19 protein-coding genes are annotated in these 21,203 nt (G+C 62.8%); 8 read left to right on the forward strand and 11 right to left on the reverse strand.

The genetic code is table 11. The features are described from left to right. Nucleotides 1-516: 516 nt before the first annotated feature. Nucleotides 517-888 carry a hypothetical protein gene (locus IB272_RS09985; RefSeq protein ID WP_246810342.1) on the reverse strand — a complete coding sequence of 124 codons (372 nt, stop codon included), beginning with the start codon at nt 886-888 and terminating at the stop codon, nt 517-519. A gap of 299 nt (nt 889-1,187) precedes the next feature. On the opposite strand from IB272_RS09985, the gene IB272_RS09990 reads away from it, so the two are divergent. The 3 genes from IB272_RS09990 to IB272_RS10000 all read left to right on the forward strand — a co-directional run bounded on the left by IB272_RS09990 (nt 1,188) and on the right by IB272_RS10000 (nt 3,271). Then, complete coding sequence (locus IB272_RS09990) at nt 1,188-1,808, forward strand: helix-turn-helix domain-containing protein (protein WP_192444370.1); 621 nt, start codon at nt 1,188-1,190, stop codon at nt 1,806-1,808. Between the two features lie 11 nt (nt 1,809-1,819). Continuing rightward, nucleotides 1,820-2,617, forward strand: coding sequence for an SRPBCC domain-containing protein (locus IB272_RS09995; protein ID WP_063894944.1), 798 nt, complete (start codon nt 1,820-1,822; stop codon nt 2,615-2,617). A gap of 231 nt (nt 2,618-2,848) precedes the next feature. Then, on the forward strand, nt 2,849-3,271 hold the full coding sequence (locus tag IB272_RS10000) for a DUF4864 domain-containing protein (RefSeq protein ID WP_060582133.1): 423 nt from the start codon (nt 2,849-2,851) through the stop codon (nt 3,269-3,271). Between the two features lie 22 nt (nt 3,272-3,293). On the opposite strand, the gene tgt is transcribed toward IB272_RS10000, so the two are convergent. The 5 genes from tgt to coaD form a co-directional block, all read right to left on the reverse strand. Beyond that, nucleotides 3,294-4,424 carry a tRNA guanosine(34) transglycosylase Tgt gene (tgt, locus tag IB272_RS10005; protein ID WP_034791366.1) on the reverse strand — a complete coding sequence of 377 codons (1,131 nt, stop codon included), beginning with the start codon at nt 4,422-4,424 and terminating at the stop codon, nt 3,294-3,296. Next, nucleotides 4,425-5,507 carry a tRNA preQ1(34) S-adenosylmethionine ribosyltransferase-isomerase QueA gene (queA, locus tag IB272_RS10010; RefSeq protein ID WP_060517147.1) on the reverse strand — a complete coding sequence of 361 codons (1,083 nt, stop codon included), beginning with the start codon at nt 5,505-5,507 and terminating at the stop codon, nt 4,425-4,427. It abuts the gene before it with no gap. Between the two features lie 73 nt (nt 5,508-5,580). After that, complete coding sequence (locus IB272_RS10015; protein ID WP_192444371.1) at nt 5,581-6,090, reverse strand: peptidylprolyl isomerase; 510 nt, start codon at nt 6,088-6,090, stop codon at nt 5,581-5,583. A 22-nt stretch (nt 6,091-6,112) separates the two neighbouring features. Next, complete coding sequence (locus IB272_RS10020; protein ID WP_034791360.1) at nt 6,113-6,685, reverse strand: peptidylprolyl isomerase; 573 nt, start codon at nt 6,683-6,685, stop codon at nt 6,113-6,115. Between the two features lie 35 nt (nt 6,686-6,720). Beyond that, entirely contained in the window at nt 6,721-7,215 is a 495-nt protein-coding gene (gene coaD, locus IB272_RS10025) for a pantetheine-phosphate adenylyltransferase (protein WP_060517145.1), read from the reverse strand. 360 nt (nt 7,216-7,575) lie between these two features. On the opposite strand from coaD, the gene IB272_RS35370 reads away from it, so the two are divergent. Next, the gene (locus IB272_RS35370; RefSeq protein WP_255380878.1) at nt 7,576-7,704 is read left to right on the forward strand and encodes a hypothetical protein; all 129 of its coding nucleotides are present in this window, start codon (nt 7,576-7,578) and stop codon (nt 7,702-7,704) included. A 133-nt stretch (nt 7,705-7,837) separates the two neighbouring features. On the opposite strand, the gene IB272_RS10030 is transcribed toward IB272_RS35370, so the two are convergent. The 3 genes from IB272_RS10030 to IB272_RS10040 all read right to left on the reverse strand — a co-directional run bounded on the left by IB272_RS10030 (nt 7,838) and on the right by IB272_RS10040 (nt 11,779). Then, entirely contained in the window at nt 7,838-9,247 is a 1,410-nt protein-coding gene (locus IB272_RS10030) for an MATE family efflux transporter (protein WP_192444372.1), read from the reverse strand. 143 nt (nt 9,248-9,390) lie between these two features. Then, nucleotides 9,391-10,704, reverse strand: a complete 1,314-nt coding sequence (locus IB272_RS10035; protein ID WP_134887981.1) for a TCR/Tet family MFS transporter — start codon at nt 10,702-10,704, stop codon at nt 9,391-9,393. A gap of 166 nt (nt 10,705-10,870) precedes the next feature. Next, nucleotides 10,871-11,779 carry a LysR family transcriptional regulator gene (locus tag IB272_RS10040; RefSeq protein ID WP_112975384.1) on the reverse strand — a complete coding sequence of 303 codons (909 nt, stop codon included), beginning with the start codon at nt 11,777-11,779 and terminating at the stop codon, nt 10,871-10,873. Nucleotides 11,780-11,900: 121 nt separating this feature from the next. Here IB272_RS10040 and IB272_RS10045 point away from each other — a divergent pair, with 121 nt between their 5' ends. Next, a complete protein-coding gene (locus tag IB272_RS10045; protein WP_192444373.1) occupies nt 11,901-12,893 on the forward strand; it encodes an aldo/keto reductase in 993 nt (330 codons plus the stop codon). A gap of 61 nt (nt 12,894-12,954) precedes the next feature. Here the strand turns inward: IB272_RS10045 and IB272_RS10050 are convergent, their stop codons facing one another. Beyond that, nucleotides 12,955-13,893, reverse strand: a complete 939-nt coding sequence (locus tag IB272_RS10050; RefSeq protein ID WP_034791344.1) for a neutral zinc metallopeptidase — start codon at nt 13,891-13,893, stop codon at nt 12,955-12,957. 263 nt (nt 13,894-14,156) lie between these two features. On the opposite strand from IB272_RS10050, the gene IB272_RS10055 reads away from it, so the two are divergent. From IB272_RS10055 to IB272_RS10065, 3 genes are all read left to right on the forward strand, one after another. After that, nucleotides 14,157-15,185 carry a zinc-dependent alcohol dehydrogenase family protein gene (locus IB272_RS10055; RefSeq protein WP_192444374.1) on the forward strand — a complete coding sequence of 343 codons (1,029 nt, stop codon included), beginning with the start codon at nt 14,157-14,159 and terminating at the stop codon, nt 15,183-15,185. A 218-nt stretch (nt 15,186-15,403) separates the two neighbouring features. After that, nucleotides 15,404-18,895, forward strand: a complete 3,492-nt coding sequence (gene carB, locus IB272_RS10060; RefSeq protein WP_034791307.1) for a carbamoyl-phosphate synthase large subunit — start codon at nt 15,404-15,406, stop codon at nt 18,893-18,895. Between the two features lie 134 nt (nt 18,896-19,029). Then, complete coding sequence (locus IB272_RS10065; protein ID WP_192444375.1) at nt 19,030-19,365, forward strand: hypothetical protein; 336 nt, start codon at nt 19,030-19,032, stop codon at nt 19,363-19,365. Between the two features lie 53 nt (nt 19,366-19,418). Here IB272_RS10065 and IB272_RS10070 read toward each other — a convergent pair whose 3' ends face one another. Next, a complete protein-coding gene (locus tag IB272_RS10070; protein ID WP_192444376.1) occupies nt 19,419-20,912 on the reverse strand; it encodes an MFS transporter in 1,494 nt (497 codons plus the stop codon). Between the last annotated feature and the right edge of the window lie 291 nt (nt 20,913-21,203).

The following is a 21,203-nucleotide window of genomic DNA, read 5'->3' on the forward strand; positions in this document are numbered from 1 at the left end:
GCTACGTTCGACGCGCGCGCGGTCCGGGACGTCGGAAGGATTTCATGAACGATCCTGCGGTCATTGCCCGGCGGCGACAGGCGCTCTCTGACCTCGATGCGGCGGAATGACCGGCTGCTTCAACTGTCCAAGCTAAAGCCGATGGGTGCGTCTCATCCGCCCCCTCCCTTCCCTTGCAACCCGGTCCAGCCGGTTCGGTCGGGGGCTTGCCTCAGCGCCAACGGAGATGTCGAGTGTCGCATGTCTAAATGGCTGACGATGCGCCGCCCAAAGTGACATTTCTACTTTGCGCCAAAGCGGACAGTTCAACTTGGCTGCCACATTGCATGTGGTCGGGTGGGTTCAAGGATGACATGCGACCCTCTCTCCAACGTTTGCGCAAAGCGCGCCCTCGTCACTTGCGGCACGCCCCTGGCGCTCAAGCCGTCCCAAACGCGGCACGCTCTTCCATGTAGGCCAATGGATCAGGTTTGTCTTTCATCATCGTCTTTCGCCAGGCTTCCTGCTCGGCGTTGATCAGCGCCAATTCCCAAACACAGGCAATGGCCGGTCTCCTTGCAGCATCCATCGGCTCAGAAGCCGTATAGAGCTTCCGATAGTTGCGCTGACACAGAACCGAACCTTGTATCCACCAGTGAGCCGAGATGGAGATGCCGAGGCTGCCGGGATGGACGATGACAAAGCGAGGCCATTGCTATCGCCCCCAGCCGCCACGCACGGAATGACGTCCTGTCGGACGAATGACTGAGCCAGCGTAACCATCGCGTCATCGATGTGTCTGCCATCGGCGGCAAGGCCATAGGCTTTGAGCTTGAGACCGCCGATGTTCCAGTCGCCCAGGGTGGAAACATCACGTGGGCGGTAAATCTCGATCGTTCCGGTATTCATCGGCGCGCTTCCATCGATACATTGCCTCCCGCTACCTTGGGTGGTGACATTCAGAGAAAAACGACGACCTGCCAAGCGGTCGGCAAACGTTAGCGTCGCGTCGCGTGGAGAAGCTCAACCGGGAACCTAACCCGGCTCAGCGCCTTTCCGCATGGCTGGCTCCATTGGGCGAGCCTGAATGGTTGGAAGGCTCCGCATAGCTGAGGTCGCGCATGCCAGCGGGCACTCGGCATTCCCCTACCCGCATTAGGTGCAATCATCGCCTTGACAAAAAAATCTGTCAAGGCGATGATTGCACCATGCTCGATCTCGATGTCATAGACGCGCCGGCCGCCGCCGCACTTGCCCTGGAGCCGATCAAGGCCCGCTTGCTGGCGGAACTTGCCGCGCCGGCATCGGCTGCCGCGCTGGCTGTGCGGGTGGGGCTGACGCGCCAGAAGGTCAACTACCATCTGCGTGCGCTCGAAGAGCACAAACTGATAGAACCGGCAGAGCAACGCCGCTGGGGCGGGTTGACCGAGCGCCTGATGGTCGCAACCGCCACGTCCTATGTAGTTTCGCCGGCGGCGCTGGGGCCGATTGCTGCCGACCCCGGGCGGAGCAGCGATCGCCTGTCTGCGAGCTATATGGTCGCACTGGCGGCCCGCATGGTCCGTGAGGTCGGCGGACTGCTGCGCAGCGCCCGCACGCAGGACAAGCGCCTGGCGACGCTGTCGATCGACACCGTGATCAACTTTCGTTCGCCTGCGGAGCGCGCCGCCTTTACCGCCGATCTCGCCCAGGCGGTGAGCGCGCTCGCCGCGCGCTACCACGATGAAGGCGCGCCGGACGCCCGGCCGCACCGGCTCATCATCGCCTCCTACCCTGGGCCGAGCGACGAGAGCGCAGCCAAGGGCGAACCCGACGACACCAACTCCTGAAAGGATAACCCATGCCGATCAAGAAGGATGGCAGCGGAAAGCGCTGGGTTGAAATGGAACTGATCGTGCCCGGCTCGCCCGAAGAGGTCTGGCAGGCGATCGCAACCGGCAGCGGCAACAATGCCTGGTTCACCAAGACGGAAATCGATGAGCGGGTCGGGGGCAAGATCGCCTTCGACTTCGGTCCGAACGGCAGCTCGACCGGCGAAGTGACGCATTGGGAGCCGCCTGCCCGCTTTGCCTATGTGGAACGCGAGTGGAGCGAGGGCGCGCCGCCGGTCGCAACCGAAATCACCGTCACGGCGCGTTCCGGCGATCGTTGCGTGCTGCGCATGGTGCATTCGCTGTTCACAGCGAACGACGACTGGGACGACCAGTTGGAAGGCTTCGAGGGCGGATGGCCGGCGTTCTTCGAGATCCTGAAGATCTATCTCGCACATTTCGCCGGCGAGAAGGCGGTCAGCAGCTTCGCCATGGTTTCAACCGGGGAACCGCAGGCAAGAGTCTGGGAACGCCTGAACGAAGCGCTGGGACTTCTCGGCGCCAATGTCGGCGAGGAGCGCAGCACGCCACCACGGCCCGAACGCCTTGACGGCATCGTCGAACGGGTACAGCAGGACACCAAGCAACGCTATCTGCTGCTGCGCCTGAAGGAACCCGGCGCCGGCGTCGCGCTCATCGGAAGCTATTCGACCGGCGAAGGCACCAATGCCAGCATCGCGCTCTATCACTATGGAGACGGTGCCAAGGCGCGCGCGAAAGACAGCGAGCCGAAATGGCAGGAATGGATGGCGACAACGTTCAACTAGATCGCCCATTGGCAACGGGCGCTTCGCCGCCGCCAGCCTGCGCACGCCATTACGCGGACATCACCAACTTATGATATCTGATATCTGACTTTCATATCACCAGACAACAAATTGAATTAACACGATTTACATAGACAGATCTGAGCAACTATCTGAAGCTGCCACCAAAACTCCTGTTTCCAAAAGCCGCGACTGTCCTATGGTCTTACATTGCGGCTATGGAGATCGGCGATGTTCAGGAGCTTTGCGATTGCCCTCGGTATGGTGGCACAACTGGCAGCCGCGACTGCCGCTTGTGCGGAGGAACCCGTCGATACGGCGCGAACGATCATACGGGAACAGATCACTGCCTTTCTGCAGGATGATGCCGAGACCGCCTACTCCTTCGCTTCACCCGCGATCCGCGGCAAGTTTCCCGATAAGGCAAGCTTCTTCGAGATGGTGAAGCGCGGCTACCAGCCCGTCTACCGGCCTGGCAACTTTGCTTTTGGTCGATCGAAGGTTGTTGGCGACCAGGTGCTGCAGGAAGTTCTGATCTCGGCGCCAGACGGCAAGGACTGGACCGCAGTTTACGAACTCGTGAAACAGCCGGATGGCAGCTACAAGATCAACGGCGTGATGATTTTGCAGTCGGCGTCGGGACCGGCCATCTGAGACATCGGTCCGCTGGCGACCATCAGACCGGGGGAAGGTCCCCTCGCCGCCAGGTTTCCTGCGTTTCGGCCATGAAGTCAGCGAAGCGACCTTCTTCGATCGCCAGGCGAATTCCGGCCATCAGTTCCTGATAGTAGGCCAGATTGTTCCAGCTGAGCAGCATGCCGCCGAGCGATTCGTTCGAGCGGATCAGATGGTGCAGATAGGCACGCGAATAGTCGCGCGTCGCAGGGCAAGAGGATTGCTCGTCGAGCGGGCGCATGTCTTCGGCGTGACGGGCATTGCGCAGGTTGATGCGGCCGTGGCGCGTGAACGCGAGGCCGTGGCGTCCCGAGCGGGTCGGCATCACGCAGTCGAACATGTCGATGCCCTCGGCGACCGACCGCAGGATGTCGTCTGGCGTACCGACGCCCATCAGGTAACGGGGCTTGTCCACCGGCATGATCGGGCAGGTAATGTCGAGCATGCGCAGCATTACCTCCTGCGGCTCGCCGACGGCGAGACCGCCCACCGCATAGCCCTTGAGATCGAGGCCCTTCAGCGCTTCAGCCGAGCGTTCGCGCAGCTTCGGGATATCGCCGCCCTGCACGATGCCGAACATCGCCTTGCCCGGCTGGTCGCCGAAGGCGACCTTGCAGCGCTCGGCCCAACGCAGCGACATTTCCATCGCGCGCTCGATTTCCTTTGGCTCGGCCGGCAGCGCCACGCATTCGTCGAGCTGCATCTGGATGTCGCTGTCGAGCAAGCCTTGAATCTCGATCGAGCGCTCCGGCGACATATGGAAGAGCGCACCATCGACGTGGCTCTTGAAGGTGACGCCCTGCTCGTCGAGCTTGCGAAGGCCCGCCAGCGACATGACCTGGAAGCCGCCCGAATCCGTCAGGATCGGGCCCTGCCAGCGGATCAGGCCATGCAGACCGCCGAGCCGCGCGACGCGTTCGGCGCCTGGGCGCAGCATCAGGTGGTAGGTATTGCCGAGAATGATGTCGGCGCCAAGATCCTTGACCTGGTCGAGATACATCGCCTTGACCGTGCCGACGGTACCGACGGGCATGAAGGCCGGCGTGCGGATCGTGCCGCGCGGCATGGACACTTCGCCGCGACGGGCCTTGCCGTCGGTCTTGTGTAGCTTGAACTGGAAGGTCTCGGTCATTTAGTCTTTCCGGAAAAGCAGGCTGGCGTCGCCATAGGAGTAGAAGCGGTAGCCGGTTTCGATCGCGTGCGCGTAGGCCGCGCGCATCGTGTCCAGGCCGCTGAAGGCCGAAACCAGCATGAACAGCGTTGATTTCGGCAGATGGAAATTGGTCATCAGCATGTCCACCGCGCGGAAGCGGTAGCCGGGCGTGATGAAGATACCCGTCGGACCGGACCAGGACTTGACCGTGCCGTCTTCCGAGGTGGCGCTTTCGATCAACCGCAGCGAGGTCGTGCCGACGCAGACGATGCGCCCGCCCCTCGTCTTGACGGCGTTCAGCCTCTCGGCGGTCCGGGCATCGACGTGACCGATCTCCTGGTGCATCACGTGGTCGTCGGTATCATCAGCCTTGACCGGCAGGAACGTGCCCGCACCCACATGCAGCGTCACGAAGTGGCGCTCGATGCCGGCCTCGTCGAGCTTGGCGAAAAGACGGTCGGTGAAATGCAGACCGGCGGTCGGCGCCGCAACGGCGCCCTCCTCTCGGGCATACATGGTCTGGTAGTCGGCGCGGTCCTGCGCATCCTCGGCGCGCTTGGAGGCGATGTAAGGCGGCAAGGGAATGTGGCCGACCGCCATGATCGCCTCGTCAAGCGAGGGACCCGAGAGATCAAAGCGCAGCGTCACTTCGCCGGCATCGCCCTTTTCCTCGACGGTCGCGTCGAGCGTTCCAAGAAAGCAGCTTGAGCCACCGTGGCCGAAGGCAATGCGGTCGTCGACCTTGAGGCGTCGTGCCGGGCGGGCGAAAGCCTTCCAGCGGTCGGGTGCGACCCGCATATGCAGCGTCAGCGAAACTTGCGTCGCGATCTCCTCGCCGCGGCGGCGGATGCCTTCGAGCTGCGCCGGGATCACCTTGGTGTCGTTGAAGACAAGCGCGTCGCCTTCCCTCAGGAACGACGGCAGGTCGAGCACGCCCCTGTCCGCAAGAACGTCGGCGCCATCGGGGCGCACCACGAGCATACGGGCGCTGTCGCGCGGGCTTGCGGGCCGAAGCGCAATCGAAGTTTCCGGGAGGTCGAAGTCGAACAGGTCTACGCGCATTGTTATCTTCAGACAAAAGCAAACCCGCCCCGGCGCAGTTGGCGACCGGGGCGGGTTCGTGCATTAGCGCAAATCAGGCGTCTGCGGCAACCCGCATCGTGACGATCGTATCGGGATCGCGCACCGGCTCGCCGCGCTTGATCTTGTCGATGTTGTCCATGCCTTCGATGACCTGGCCCCAGACAGAGTACTGCTTGTTGAGCCACGGCGCGTCGGTGAAGCAGATGAAGAACTGCGAGTTGGCCGAGTTCGGCATCTGGCTACGGGCCATCGAGCACGTGCCGCGAACGTGGCTGACGTTCGAGAATTCGGCCTTCAGGTCCGGCTTTGAGGAGCCGCCCATGCCGGCGCGGGCCGGGTTGAAGTGCTCGCCGCCGGTCTTGCCGTACTGCACGTCGCCGGTCTGGGCCATGAAGTCCTCGATCACGCGGTGGAATACCACGCCGTCATAGGCGCCTTCGCGGGTCAGTTCCTTGATGCGGGCGACATGCCCCGGAGCGACGTCGGGCAGAAGCTCGATGACGACTTTGCCCTTGGTGGTCTCCAGGATGATCGTGTTTTCCGGATCCTTGATCTCGGCCATGGGTTTTCTCCTTCTGTTGATTTTACTTGCCGACCTTGACGCTGATCATGCGGTCGGGATCGGTGACGGAGCCGTTGTTGGCGTCGTCGCCGAGCTTGATCTTGTCGACATTCTCCATGCCGGAGACGACCTTGCCGACGACCGTGTACTGGCCGTTGAGGAAGTCGCCCGGGGCGAACATGATGAAGAACTGCGAATTCGCGCTGTTCGGGTCCTGCGAGCGGGCCATGCCGACCGTGCCGCGTTCAAACGGGACGTCGGAGAACTCTGCCGGGACGTCCGGACGCGACGAACCGCCGGTGCCGGCAGCCTGCGGCTGGTAGCCGTTTTCCATGTCGCCATACTGCACGTCGCCGGTCTGGGCCATGAAGCCCTTGATCACGCGGTGGAAAGCGACGTTGTCGTATTCACCGGCCGCGGCCAGCGCCTTGATCTGCTCGACATGCTTCGGCGCGATGTCAGGCCTGAGTTCGACGACGACCGGACCATCCTTGAGCGTGATGGTGATGAAGTTGTCGGCCGCTTGCGCAAGCGCCGTGCCCGTGAAGGAGGCAAGCGCGATGGCGCCGGCAAATGCGAGGTGGAGGATTTTCATGGTTTCTCCCTGCGTGGTGAATTTGGGGCCGCCCGTCAGGTACGGCGTTTGGCCTGCAGTGCTTCGTAGACGGACTTGGGCACGAAGGCACTGACGTCGCCGCCCATGGCCGCGATCTGGCGGACCAATGTGGCCGTAATGGGCCGTGATGCCGTGCCCGCCGGCAAGAACAAGGTCTGGATATCCGGCGCCATCTGCCGGTTCATCCCGGCCATCTGCATCTCGTAGTCGAGGTCGGTGCCATCGCGAAGGCCGCGCACAAGCAGCTTTGCGCCGCGCTCTCGCGCCGCGTCGACGACCAGATTGTCGAAGGAAACGACATCGATGTCGCCTGCCCTGTCCGGCAGAAATTCCTGGAGCGAGCGGCGGATGAGCTCGGCGCGTTCGTCGAAGGAGAAGAGTGGTGCTTTGCCGGGGTGGATGCCGATCGCGACGATGACTTTCGCCGCCACGTTCAGCGCCTGCACGAGCACATCGAGATGCCCGTTCGTCATCGGATCGAAGGAGCCGGGATAAAATGCCGTGGTCATCGCACCTGTTTCCGTTTGGTGAAGCCTTTTGTCACGGACGGCGACAGATCGCAAGAGTTGTACGGCGGTTGACCCTGTTCCCTGGGAAACAGCGGGACAGAAAGAATGAATGCTAGATGAATGCCATGTTCAACGGTGCTTCACAGCAAAGACGTTAAGTGTAGTGCCAGTAACAACGGAACTTTTTTGAACGTACTGCCGTTTAGGATGCGAAAGGATTACGGCTATGGGACTTGCTCTGTTTTCGATGGCGATGTTTTTCGCGATGATCTTTGCGACGATACATGGACTGCGCAACGAGTCCCGTGACCGGCGCGAGCGCTACGCGACTCAGAAAATCTTCCGTTGATGGAGGGCACTATGGCCACCCTATTCATGATCGCGGCAGCGGTCATTAGTCTCGTATTCTTGATCGACTTTGCCCGGACGATACGCGACCTCCAGCGCGATCGCCAGGGTTCGGAACGGCTCGACGGCTTCAACGTCTAGCAGTTCCAAAGCTTCGTAAAACGAAGCGTGGTAGTAAGCGGCCGTCGTTCCCTTCCCCTGAGGCGACCGCCATTGTAAGCCGGACGGCATCCCCTGCCCGTCCGGCTTTTTCTTTTCTCTTCTTCGCCCCAAGTCAGGCGCCCTTGGCGGCAGCCTTCGCCGTGATCTCGCCGAGCATCCGGAAGAAGCGCCAGTTCAACAGCACCGCGGCGGCTGCAAGCCCGAGGACGAAGCCGAACCACACGCCGATCCCGCCGAAATTGAAGGGAAAGGCCAAGAGCCAGGCGCAGACGAAGCCGATCGGCCAATAAGAAACCATCGCCAGCAGCATCGGCACCTTTGTGTCCTTCAGGCCGCGCAGCATGCCGGCGGCGATCGCCTGCATGCCATCGACGAGCTGAAACGCACCGGCAATGACAATCAGCGGAGCCGCGAAGGCAAGCACCGCCGCAGCGTCCGGACGGGCTGTGTCGAGATAAAGGGCAGCCAGTTGGCTGGGGAAGAATGCGAAGATGGCGCTGCCGACAATGGCAAAGCCGGCGCCGAGCACCAGCGAAGCGATCGCCGCGCGCCGAACGCCCAGGAGGTCACCGCGGCCATAGGCAAGCCCGACCCGCACCGTGGCGGCCTGCGCAAGCCCGAGCGGGATCATGAAGGCCATCGAGGCGAATTGCAGCGCGATGCCGTGCGCCGCAAGCTCGACCGTGCCGATCGTGCCCATCAGCAGCGAGGCGACGGTGAACAGGCTGACCTCGGCAAGGATCGTCAGCGAAATCGGAATTCCGAGAAAAACGACTTCGCGGAAGGCGACCCAGTCGGGCCGCCAGAAGCGGACGAAGAGTTCGTACTGGTTGAGCTCCGGCTTGCTCTTGATATAGCCGATCGTCAACGCCGCGCCGAGCACGGCAACGCCAAGCGCTGCGACCGCCGCACCGAAGATGCCGAGTTTCGGGAGGCCGAAGTGGCCGAAGATCAGCACGTAGCAGAGCGCGGCATTGAGCACGAGCGTCGCCAGCGTGACATAGAGAATGATCCCTGCCCTCTCCAGGCCACTTAGGAAGGCCCTCAGCACCATGAAGATGAGACCGGGGAAGATCGCCCATTGCGCGATGCGGACATATTCTCCTGCAAGGGCTGCGACCTTGGGCTGCTGGCCGGCAAATAGCAGGATCGGCTCGGCCATCCAGAGGATCGGCGCGGTCAACAGGCCGTAGAGCATCACCACCCACATGCCCATGCGCACCGAGCGGCGCACCGAAACCTTGTCGCCACGGCCGACGGCCTGTGCTGCCATCGGCACCACCGCATTGGCAAATCCGTTGCCGAAAACATAGACGGTGAAATACATCTGGGTCGCGAGGATGATCGCCGCGAGCTCGGTGGCGCCGAGCTTACCGACCATCAGGACGTCCGTCGTGTTGATCGCGAGCTGCGCAAGCTGCGCACCGATGAACGGCACGCCCAGATAGAAGCTCGCGCGATAGTGCGTCCGCCAGGAATTGTCGGTCGTCAACGGTATCGGGCTCGCATTCGCGGTCAGCATGGCAGATTCCTGGCAGTCAATGCGGCTCCGGGCCGCAACCGAAGAACGGGGGGGAGGAATCCGGAAATAGAATACCGTCGGGCAAAGAGCCAGCCGCAAGGGCGAGGTTGCTCAAAGTTTCATCGATAGATCACGAAAATTGATCAATTTCCGTGCAATCGTGGCCGCTCCATCGCCTCTGGCTCGTCCGGCGCTACGGCGTCGGCCGGCCCGACATTCTCCGCGCCTTCCGGTCCGACCGCCCTGCTTCTCGGTATCTTCAGGAAGAACACGATAAGCGCGCCGACGAGGAAGCAACTGGCGAGCGCATAGGGCGCGCCGGCAAAGGCGACGGGCGCGGCAGGGCTGGTGAAATAACCGAAGGCCTGGGTGAAGATCAACGGACCGATGATCGTGGTGATGCTGCCGATGCTGGTCAGCGCGCCCTGAAGCTCGCCTTGTGCCGACGACGGCACGTGGGCCGCGGCGATACTGCGCAGCGGCGGATCAGCGAGGCTTTCGAGCGCGGTCGCGATGATCACCGCATAGATCATCCACCCCTGCCAGGCGCCGGCATAGCCGATGGCTCCGAGCGTGGTGAAGGTCAGGCCGAGCACGGCCGTGCGCCACTCCCCAAGCCGCGGCACCACGCGCGGCAGGATGACGGCCATGACGAAGGCACCGCCGATACCGAAGATCCCGAGCGAAAGTCCGATCTGCCCCTCGCTCCAGCCGTAGCGGTAGCTGGAAACGAAGGACCAGACGGCCGGATAGACCGAATGGGCAAGCCAAAAGAGAAAGAACACCAGCCCCACCCAGCCGATGCCGGGGTAATTGCGCATCTGCTTGAGGGCGCCGAGCGGGTTGGCGCGTTTCCACTCGAAGCGGCGGCGGTTGGCGCTGTCGAGCGTCTCGGGTAGCAGGAATACGCCAAGGATAAAGTTGACGAAGGACAGCGCTGCCGCGCCGTAGAACGGGACCCGCGGGCCGAGTTCGCCAAGCAGACCGCCAAGCACCGGCCCGAGCGCGAAGCCGGTACCAAAGGCAATGCCGATCAGCCCGAAATTCTTGGCTCGGTTCCCGTCATGACTGATGTCGGCGATGTAGGCCGATGCCGTGCCGAAGCTGGCGCCGCTGACGCCGGCGAGTACACGACCGATGAACAGCATCCAGTAGCTGGTGGCGAGCGCGCAGATCAGGTTGTCGAGCGCGAAAGTGAAGACGGATGCGAGCAGCACCGGGCGGCGGCCGAATCGATCGCTGAGATTGCCGATCAGCGGCGCAAAGAGAAACTGCATCGCCGCATAGACGAGCAGCAGCCATCCACCATCGATCGCCGCCTCGCTGACATTGGCGCCGGTCAATTCCTCAAGATAGGCCGGCAGCACCGGCACGATGATTGCGATGCCAATGATATCGAGAAACAGGATGAGGAAGACGAGGAACAGGCCGCGTCGCACAAATTTCTCGTCGCGCATGCGATCCCTCCCCGGCGGCCTGCCCCGGGAAAAGAGACAGAACGTGAACAACGCTACCAATTTAGGTGTAACGGATCATTTCGTACGAAACAATCCGTGAACGTCTCAAATTTTCTGATGGGACTATCGCAATGGTTGATAGGTCGAGCGATCTACAGCCTATGCCTCAGCGATGATCCCGCCGCTGTTCGCGCTTCAGGAAGTCCACGAAGGCACGCAACGCCGCCGGCATATGCTTGCGGCTTGCATAATAGAGAAGCGGACCGGAGAAGCTCGTCGTCCACGCCTCAAGGATGAGCACCAGACGCCCTGCGGCGACCGCGGGCGCGATGAATTCCTCGAAGGTCCGGATCACGCCAAGGCCGTCGATGGCCGCCCCGAGTTCGAGATCGATCGTGTTGGCGGTGACGACGGCTGGCGGCGCGATCGTCAGCGCCGCCTCGCCCTCGCCGAACTCCCAGGGAAGCGAGAAGCCGCTGGCGAAGCGGTGGCGAATGCAGGCGTGTTCAAGCAGGTCGCGCGGATGGCCGGGCACGCCGCGCCTTGCGAGATAATCCGGCGCCGCGGCGGTGACATAACGCTGGCGGCTCGGCCCGATCGGGATCGCGATCATGTCGCGCTCGACGCGTTCCTCGTAGCGGACGCCCGCATCGAAACCGGCAGCGAGGACATCGACGAAACCGTCCTCCGCCGTAACCTCCAGGGAAATTGCCGGGTGCTCGCGCAAGAACCGGCCGATGATCGGAGGTAGAATTTCGCGCGCGACGATGGTCGGAACGTTCAGTTTTAGCGTTCCCGCCGGACTGTCGCGCATCTCGTTGACCTGATCGAGCGCACCGGCGATCTCGCCGAGGGCCGGCGTCAGCCGATCGAGCAGCCGCGTGCCCGCCTCCGTCAGGGTGACGCTGCGGGTCGTGCGGTTGAGCAGGCGCACCTGCAGCTTCGCTTCAAGGCGGCGGAGCGCCTCGCTCAGCGCCGACGCGGAAACGCCGCGCTTCTTCGCAGCCGCGCGGAAACTCCGCGCCGCGGCCACTGCGGTGAAGGCATCGAGATCGGCAAGCGGCAAGTCGTCCATTGTGCGGAATTTCGTACAAGTCGTTCGATTGAGATCGGATTATCGCACGGCATCGAACGAAGTAAACAGGAGACCGAGCAAACGGCCGGCTGGTTTTCGGCCTTGTCGAAGGAGAACGAAGATGGATTACGTTTCACTCGGAAAGTCCGGTCCCTCGGTTTCGGCGCTCGGCCTCGGTTGCATGGGCATGTCCGGCATGTACGGCCCTGCGGATCGGGCCGAAAGCATCGCCACGATCCATGCAGCGCTGGAAGCCGGCATCACGCTGCTCGACACCGGCGATTTCTACGGCATGGGTCACAACGAGATGCTGATCGGCGAAGCGTTGAAGGGCGGAAGGCGCGACAGGGCGCTGCTGAGCGTGAAGTTCGGCGCCCTGCGCGATGCCGCCGGCAACTGGTTGGGCTACGATTGCCGGCCCAAGGCCGTTCGCAATTTTCTCGCCTACACGCTGCAGAGGCTCGGCGTCGACCATATCGACATCTATCGTCCCGCCCGGCTCGACCCGGATGTGCCGATCGAGGACACCATTGGCGCAATCGCCGATCTGGTGAAGGCGGGTTACGTCAGGCATGTCGGCCTCTCGGAAGTCGGATCAGAAACCATCCGGCGTGCGGCGGCCGTGCATCCGATCGTCGACCTGCAGATCGAGTATTCGCTGATTTCGCGCGGCATCGAGGATGAAATCCTGCCGACCTGCCGCGAACTCGGTATCGGCATCACCGCCTACGGGGTCCTTTCACGCGGGCTGATCAGCGGCCATTGGCAGAAAGGTGCGGCCGGCAAGGGCGATTTCCGCGCCATGAGCCCGCGGTTTCAGGAAGGCAACATCGATCGAAACCTCGCCCTCGTCGAGGCTTTGAGACGGATCGCCGAAGGCAAGGGCGTGTCGGTGGCTCAGATCGCGATCGCCTGGGTTGCGGCCAAGGGCAAGGACATCGTGCCGCTCGTCGGCGCGCGGCGGCGTGATCGACTGGCAGAGGCCCTGTCGTCGCGCGACGTCCATCTCAGCGCAGACGATCTGACGGTGATCGAACAGGCAGTGCCGAAGAATGCGGCAGCCGGCGCGCGGTATCCAGAAGCCCAGCTCGCCCACATGGACAGCGAGCGCTAAGCCACAAACGAAAGGGCCGGCAGACAAGCCGGCCCTTTCGAATGATTCTGGTTCAAAGAAATCAGGCTGCGCCCGAGAAAGTATCACAGGCCGTCATCTTGCCGCTGTCGAAGCCGCGCTTGAACCAGCGCATGCGCTGCTCGGAGGTCCCGTGATTGAAGCTCTCGGGAACGACATAGCCCTGCATGCGCTTCTGCAGCGTATCATCGCCGATCTGCGTGGCCGCGTTCAGCGCCTCTTCAAGGTCGCCCTGTTCGAGCAGGCCCTTCTGCTGGGTGTACTTGCCCCAGACACCGGCGAAGCAATCGGCCTGCAGTTCGACGCGCACCGACATCTGGTTGGCTTCGGTCTCGCTCATCGACTGGCGCATCTGGTTGAACTTCGGCAGAACGCCGATCAGGTTCTGGACATGATGGCCGACCTCATGCGCGACGACATAGGCCTGGGCGAAGTCGCCGGCCGCATCGAACTTCTGCGCGAGTTCGTCGAAGAAGCTCATGTCGAGATAGACCTTGCGGTCGCCCGGGCAATAGAACGGCCCGGAGGCAGCCGAAGCAAAGCCGCAGGCAGAACGCACCTGGCCACGGAAGAGCACCATCTTCGGCTCTTCATACTGCTGGCCGTTTGCCTGGAAGATGCCGTTCCAGGTGTCTTCAGTCTCGGCGAGCACCGTCGCCATGAACTGCTTCATTTCCTCTTCTTGAGCGGATCCGCGCGGTGCCGGCGAACCATCGCTCTGCTCGAAGCCCGGCATCTGGACCTGGCCCCCGCCGCCTTCCAGCACCTGCAGCATGTCGATGCCCATGGCCTTGAGGATGAAATAGAGCACGACGAGGAAGATAATCGTACCGAAGCTCATACCGCCTCCGGCGCGCCGCATGCCGCCGCCACCGCCTGGCATGCGGAAACCGCCCCCCCGCCCAAACGGGTTGCCGCCACCGGGGCTCGCGCCGCGCTGGTCTTCGATATTGTCGGATTGGCGGCGGCCCTTCCATTCCATGATCTGTCCTCCCCGGCCTCTGAAAGGCGTTGTCGGTCTGCTCTTTTATAAGACGGCCCTAACGTCGTTGTAAAACGCAATCGCGCCCCGTAAGTTCGCGATCTCACCAATCTTTTTGACAAGGCGACCACTTCGCCAAGGCGCTGCCGGCAGCCGGGCCGCCGGCCCGACCGGCCGCCCTCTCTTGAACAGCCGCGCTCGCCTTGACGCAAACCTGCTTTGCGGCTCCTATGCCCATGCGGACAGGGCGAGGAGGCAGGGCGATGAAGGCATTGCGGCTCGAAGGAATCGGTCAGCTGCGGGTCGCAGAAGTGCCAAAGCCCCTACCCGGCCCGGACGATCTGCTGGTGCGGGTCGAAGCCTGCGGCATCTGCGGCACGGACCGGCATCTGCTGCACGGCGAATTCCCCTCGACCCCGCCGGTGACGCTCGGCCACGAATTCTGCGGCATCGTCGAGGCGGTCGGAAGCAGGGTCTCCGATATCGCAATCGGCGCGAGAATCACAGGCGACCCCAACATCGCTTGCGGTACCTGTCCGCAATGTACCGCCGGGCGCATCAATCTCTGCCGCAATCTCCGGGCGATCGGCATCCATCGTGACGGTGGTTTTGCAGAATACGTGATTATGCCCCGCAAGCAGGCCCATGACATACCACTGAGCCTCGACCCCGTTCATGGCGCCTTTTGCGAGCCGCTCGCCTGCTGCCTGCATGGCGTGGATATGGCGGGCATTCGCGCCGGCTCCTCCGTCGTCGTCCTTGGCGGCGGTGTGATCGGCCTACTGGTCGTGCAGCTCGTCCGCCTCGCCGGCGCAACGACGGTCATTCTTTCCACACGACAGGCGGCAAAGCGCCGTCTTGCCGAAGAGATTGGCGCAACGGCGACGGTCGATCCTTCCTCTACCGATATCATCGAACAGATCGCCGGTGACACCGGGCTCGTTCCCGGCGGGGTCGATGTCGTCATCGAATGCGCCGGCGTTGCCGAAACCGTCATGCAGTCGACTCGCCTTGCCAGGTCCGGTGGCACCGTCGTGATCCTCGGCGTCATGCCGAAGGGCGAGAACGTGGAAATCGAACCGTTCGACATTCTCTTTCGCGAACTGCGGGTGCTCGGATCCTTCATAAACCCCTTCGTCCACCGCCGTGCAGCAGACCTCGTCGCCTCAGGCGCCATCGAGATCGACAAGTTGATCTCGCGGCAAGTGACGCTCGGCGAAGCAGCCGACGTCATTGCGCATCCGCCGGCGGCCGGAGAGGTCAAGGTTCTCGTCATCCCCGGCCGCCCCTGACATTCCCGGCGCTGTTTCGCCGCGCGCGAAGCGCGCTGCATGGCCGGAGGTGCGCAAATATGGCTGGTTCCTGTCGATTCCGGAATTTTCGGGGTTTCGCTTGCAGAAACATTTGCCTATAAGCCGCTTCTAGCCTGAAAAGACCCATCAATGCGTGCCCGGCCGGTGACCTCCCACCTCGGCCGGTTTTTCGCGCAGCTAGAAACGGATGATCGACCATGCCGAAGCGCCAAGATATCAAGTCCATTCTTATCATCGGCGCGGGGCCGATCGTCATCGGTCAGGCTTGCGAATTCGACTATTCCGGCACCCAGGCCTGTAAGGCGCTGAAGGAGGAAGGCTACCGCGTCATCCTCGTCAACTCCAACCCGGCGACGATCATGACCGATCCGGGTCTTGCCGACGCAACCTATGTCGAGCCGATCACCCCTGAAGTTGTCGCCAAGATCATCGCCAAGGAGCGCCCGGACGCGCTGCTGCCGACCATGGGCGGCCAGACCGCGCTCAACACGGCGCTCTCGCTGCGCCGCATGGGCGTTCTCGACCGCTACAATGTCGAGATGATCGGCGCCAAGCCGGACGCCATCGACAAGGCCGAAGACCGCGCCCTCTTCCGCGAAGCAATGGCGAAGATCGGCCTCGAAACGCCGAAGTCGCGGCTGGCGAATGCCACCGACATCAAGGACCATGACCGCAAGACGCACGAGGCCGAGCGCGCCGAACTGAAGAGCCGGCTTTCCGGCGCCGAGCTCGACAAGGCGCTCGATGACCTCGAGAACCAGTGGAACCTTGGCGAAGGCGACCGCAAGCAGCGCTACATGAACCACGCGATGGCGATTGCCGCGCAGGCGCTTGACGATGTTGGCCTGCCCGCCATCATCCGTCCGTCCTTCACGCTCGGCGGTACCGGCGGCGGCATTGCCTATAACCGCACGGAATTCTTCGACATCGTCGGCAGCGGTCTCGATGCGTCGCCGACCACCGAAGTGCTGATCGAAGAATCGGTGCTCGGCTGGAAGGAGTACGAGATGGAAGTGGTCCGCGACACGGCGGACAACTGCATCATCATCTGCTCGATCGAAAACATCGACCCCATGGGCGTGCACACCGGTGATTCGATCACCGTTGCGCCGGCGCTGACGCTGACCGATAAAGAATATCAGATCATGCGCAACGCCTCGATCGCGGTTCTGCGCGAGATCGGCGTCGAGACCGGCGGCTCGAACGTGCAGTTCGCCGTCAATCCGAAGGACGGCCGTCTCGTCGTCATCGAAATGAACCCGCGCGTGTCGCGCTCGTCGGCCCTCGCCTCCAAGGCGACCGGCTTCCCGATCGCCAAGATCGCGGCGAAGCTCGCGATCGGTTACACGCTCGACGAACTCGACAACGACATCACCGGCGGCGCGACCCCGGCCTCGTTCGAACCGTCGATCGACTACGTCGTCACCAAGATCCCGCGCTTCGCCTTTGAAAAGTTCCCGGGCGCCTCGCCGGTTCTGACCACCGCCATGAAGTCGGTCGGCGAAGTCATGGCGATCGGCCGTACCTTTGCCGAATCGCTGCAGAAGGCGCTGCGCGGCCTCGAGACCGGCCTTACCGGCCTCGACGAAATCGAAATCCCCGACATGGACGAGAACGGCGATGGCCGTAACGCCATTCGTGCGGCAATCGGCACGCCGACGCCGGACCGACTGCGCATGGTTGCGCAGGCGCTGCGCTTTGGCATGAGCGAAGCCGAGGTTCACGAGGCGAGCAAGATCGACCCGTGGTTCATCGCCCAGTTCAAGGCGATCGTCGACATGGAAGCGCGCATCCGCGAGCACGGCCTGCCTGCCGATGCCGAGAACCTGCGCATGCTGAAGGCAATGGGCTTCTCCGACGCCCGCCTCGCAACGCTCGGCGGCAAGCGCCCGAAGGAAGTGGCGGAACTGCGCAATGCGCTTAATGTCCGCCCGGTCTACAAGCGCATCGACACCTGCGCTGCCGAATTCGCCTCGCCGACCGCCTACATGTACTCGACCTACGAAACGCCTTTCGTCGGTGCCGCCCGCTCGGAAGCTGAAGTGTCTGACCGCAAGAAGGTCGTCATTCTCGGCGGCGGTCCGAACCGCATCGGTCAGGGCATCGAGTTCGACTATTGCTGCTGCCACGCCGCCTTCGCGCTGAAGGATGCCGGCTACGAAGCGATCATGATCAACTGCAACCCGGAAACGGTCTCGACCGACTACGACACCTCCGACCGCCTCTACTTCGAGCCGCTGACGGCCGAAGACGTGATCGAGATCATGCGCGCCGAGCAGGAAAAGGGCGAACTGGTCGGCGTCATCGTCCAGTTCGGTGGCCAGACGCCGCTGAAGCTCGCCGAAGCGCTGGAAAAGAACGGCATCCCGATCCTCGGCACGGCACCTGACGCGATCGACCTGGCCGAAGACCGCGACCGCTTCCAGAAGCTTCTGATGAAGCTCGACCTCAACCAGCCGAACAATGGCATTGCCTACTCGGTCGAGCAGGCCCGCCTCGTCGCTGCCGAAATCGGCTTCCCGCTGGTCGTACGCCCGTCCTACGTTCTCGGCGGCCGCGCCATGCAGATCATCCATTCGGAAAGCATGCTTCAGAGCTACCTGCTCGACACGGTGCCGGGCCTCGTTCCTGAGGACATCAAGCAGCGCTATCCGAACGACAAGACCGGCCAGATCAACACGCTGCTCGGCAAGAATCCGCTGCTGTTCGACAGCTACCTGACCAACGCGACGGAAGTCGACGTCGACTGCCTGTGCGACGGCAAGGATGTCTTCGTCTCGGGCATCATGGAGCACATCGAGGAAGCCGGTATCCACTCGGGCGACAGCGCCTGCTCGCTGCCGGTGCACACGCTCGACAAGGACATGGTCGACGAACTCGAACGCCAGACGGCAGCCCTTGCCAAGGCGCTCAATGTCGGCGGCCTGATGAACGTGCAGTTCGCGATCAAGGACGGCACGATCTACGTGCTCGAAGTCAACCCGCGCGCTTCGCGCACCGTACCCTTCGTCGCCAAGACGATCGGTGCACCGATCGCGAAGATCGCGGCCCGCGTCATGACCGGCGAAGCGCTCGATGTCGCGATCGCCGCCTATGGCGAAAAGCCGGATCCGCGCAACCTCAAGCACATCGCGGTCAAGGAAGCAGTCTTCCCGTTCGCACGTTTCCCCGGCGTCGATACGCTGCTTGGCCCGGAAATGCGCTCGACCGGCGAAGTCATCGGTCTCGACACCGACTATGCACTGGCCTTTGCCAAGTCGCAGCTCGGCGCCGGCGTCGACCTGCCGCGCGATGGAACAGTGTTCGTTTCGGTGCGCGACGAGGACAAGACCCGGGTGTTGCCGGCAATCCGCATCCTCGTCGACATCGGCTTCAAGGTCATGGCGACCAGCGGCACGGCTCGATTCCTCGGTGAACACGGCATTGCCGCCACCAAGATCAACAAGGTTCAGGAAGGTCGTCCGCACGTCGAGGATGCGATCCGCAACCGTCACGTTCAGCTCGTCATCAACACGACGGACGGCAACAAGGCGATCTCGGACTCCAAGTCGCTGCGCCGCGCCACACTGATGCAAAAGGTGCCCTACTACACCACCATGTCCGGTGCTGAAGCGGCTGCGCACGCAATCAAGGCTCTGAAGGCAGGCAGCCTCGAAGTGCGCCCGCTGCAGAGCTACTTCAAGGCCTAGGAAAGACCGCGGCGCGCGAAACCCTCGCGCGCCGCCGCTATCCCCGAGGGTGTGATGCGCTTCAACAGCCCGCCCCTCCGCTGAACGCCGCATGAACGACCGGTTCAGCCTGCATTCCCCCGGCACATGTTTCTATGACCCTGCGCACTGAGAGATCGGCGGCTTCGCCGGTGGGCGCGACATGGGGCAAGATCGTGCAACTCTATTTCTTTGATTTGCTGTGGGGCGACGAGCACTTCGTCGATGAAGACGGTATCAGCCATTTCGACGAGGGATCGGCCCTCTATTACGGCCAGCGGATCGCAGACAAGATCGGCCGCGATGCCGATTATGGTTCGCTGAAGGTTCAGGTCCGTTCCAGCAACTGCAGGCTGCTGGCAACAATCGTGCCCTCCATCGGCCGCGGCGCCGAACAGCGGGCTCTGCTTGCCCGCCGCCACGTCGGCGCCTCTCTCTACGCTGCAGCCTGAAGCAGCGCAACGAGCAAAGCGCAGGAACATCCATCCTGCGCTTGATCACACTGTTAGTCTGCCGCCAGGGCCTCGGCAGCAGTTCTGCCCCGATCACGACGCGCGTGGCTCGCTGCGAGCCGCACGGTTCTGACGCCCAGATACAGAGAAGCCGTGGAGATCAGGAACGCGACGACGAAAACCGTGAACAAGGCGGCGTGCATCGTGGCAACGTTCGCCTTCTCGTCGAAACCGCGAAGATTGGCCGTCAGCCCGCAGATCGCCGCGCCGATCGCATAACCGGCCGACTGCAACGTCGGCAGAAACGCTGAGGTCTTGTCCCGCTCTCCTCGCAAGGAGACGTCCATCATCAGCTGGCTGAGCGTGCCCCAGGACATGCCGAACCCGGCCCCGACCGCGATCTGGCTCGGGAAGACCAGCCGGTAATCGTCGATCGCGAAGGCGATCATCAGACCAGCGAGCCCGAGGCTGAGAAGCGCAGGTCCCGCAGGGATGAGCTTCACGCGCAGAGCGTGCGAGTGCAGGCTTGCGACGGCGATAGCGGTCACACTCCAGGAGATCGCCATCAATGCCGCGGAAAAACCGGCGGCCGTGGGGCTGAAATTCCAGACATGTTGCAGGCCATAAATGAGGTACACCGAGCCGGACGCCTGAGCGAGGGGCATCAGCAGCACGACCCAAAGTCCGGTGCCGAGCGGTTTTGTGAGCTGAAAGGCGCCCGCGGGCAGGATCGGATGCTCCGCCCGACGGTCGGTTGCGACGGCCGCCCAGAGGATGGTCAGCGCCGTCGCCAGCGCCGCCGCCATCAATGGGACGCTGCTCGCCGTATTTGAGACCGATATCAGCAATATGCCGGAACCGACGACGGTCAGCCGCAGCAGCGGGATTGGACGAGGCGTGTCGGTCGATAGCACCTTGCGTGCCGGTACGATCAGCAGAACGAGCGCAACGAAGATGACGGTTGCGGGAACGTTGACGGCGAAAGCCACCCGCCATGACCAGTGTTCCGTCAGGAATCCGGACACGAGTGGCCCGCCAAAGGCCGCCGTTGCCCAGACGATGGCCTCGGCTCCGAATACCTTTGGGACCAGGCGCGGCGGGAAGAGTTCGGGAATCAGCGCGTAGCAGACCGCGGCAATGATCCCCTCGCCGAATCCCTGAAACACGCGACCGGCGAGGACCTGCGGCATGCTGCCGGCGGCGGTCGCGATGAGGGTGCCGACGACAAAGATGAGCGCGGCCGTAATCAGCGTCCCGCGTGCGCCGAACCTTGACTTGAGCGTGGCGGCAACAGCGCCGCCGAGAATGGCAAAGACGAGATAGAGCGTGACGGCCCAGGACAACAGCGTAGCGCCGCCGATCTCTTCGACGGCTGTGGGCAGCGCGGTCGCTACGAAAAACTCGTTGAATGCGAACAACGCGACCCCGAGGCAAAGGGCAGCCGTCGTCGCCAGATAGTCCGGCCGCAACAGTTCGCTCCAGCGGCCGTCCTCCTGAAGTGCGGTATTGCCCTCGCCTGCCTTGGTTTCATCCCTCGCCAGAACCATGCCCAACGTTCCTCGCTGCTATCTCTTCGGAACACCTTTGTTACGACCTCAACCGCGGTTGAGGTAAAGCGCTTTCCGCGTAGCTTGCCACCCCATCGCTTCCCCCACAAGTTGCAGTGGCCTTTCAGGGTTCGGTGGATGATGGCGAAATATCTGGCTTTCGCGCTTCCGTTTCTGCTATAACCAAGGTTCGAAGTTTCGGACGGTTCCGGCGTTTACGCGCCGGAGACCGTTTTCTTTTGCGTTGGCGCCGCCCTAAGGGCGGCGCCTCGTGCTTGATGAAGGACATTG

Origin of the sequence: Ensifer sp. ENS08, from assembly GCF_014852195.1 — a bacterium.
GTDB classification, from domain to species: Bacteria; Pseudomonadota; Alphaproteobacteria; order Rhizobiales; family Rhizobiaceae; genus Ensifer; species Ensifer adhaerens.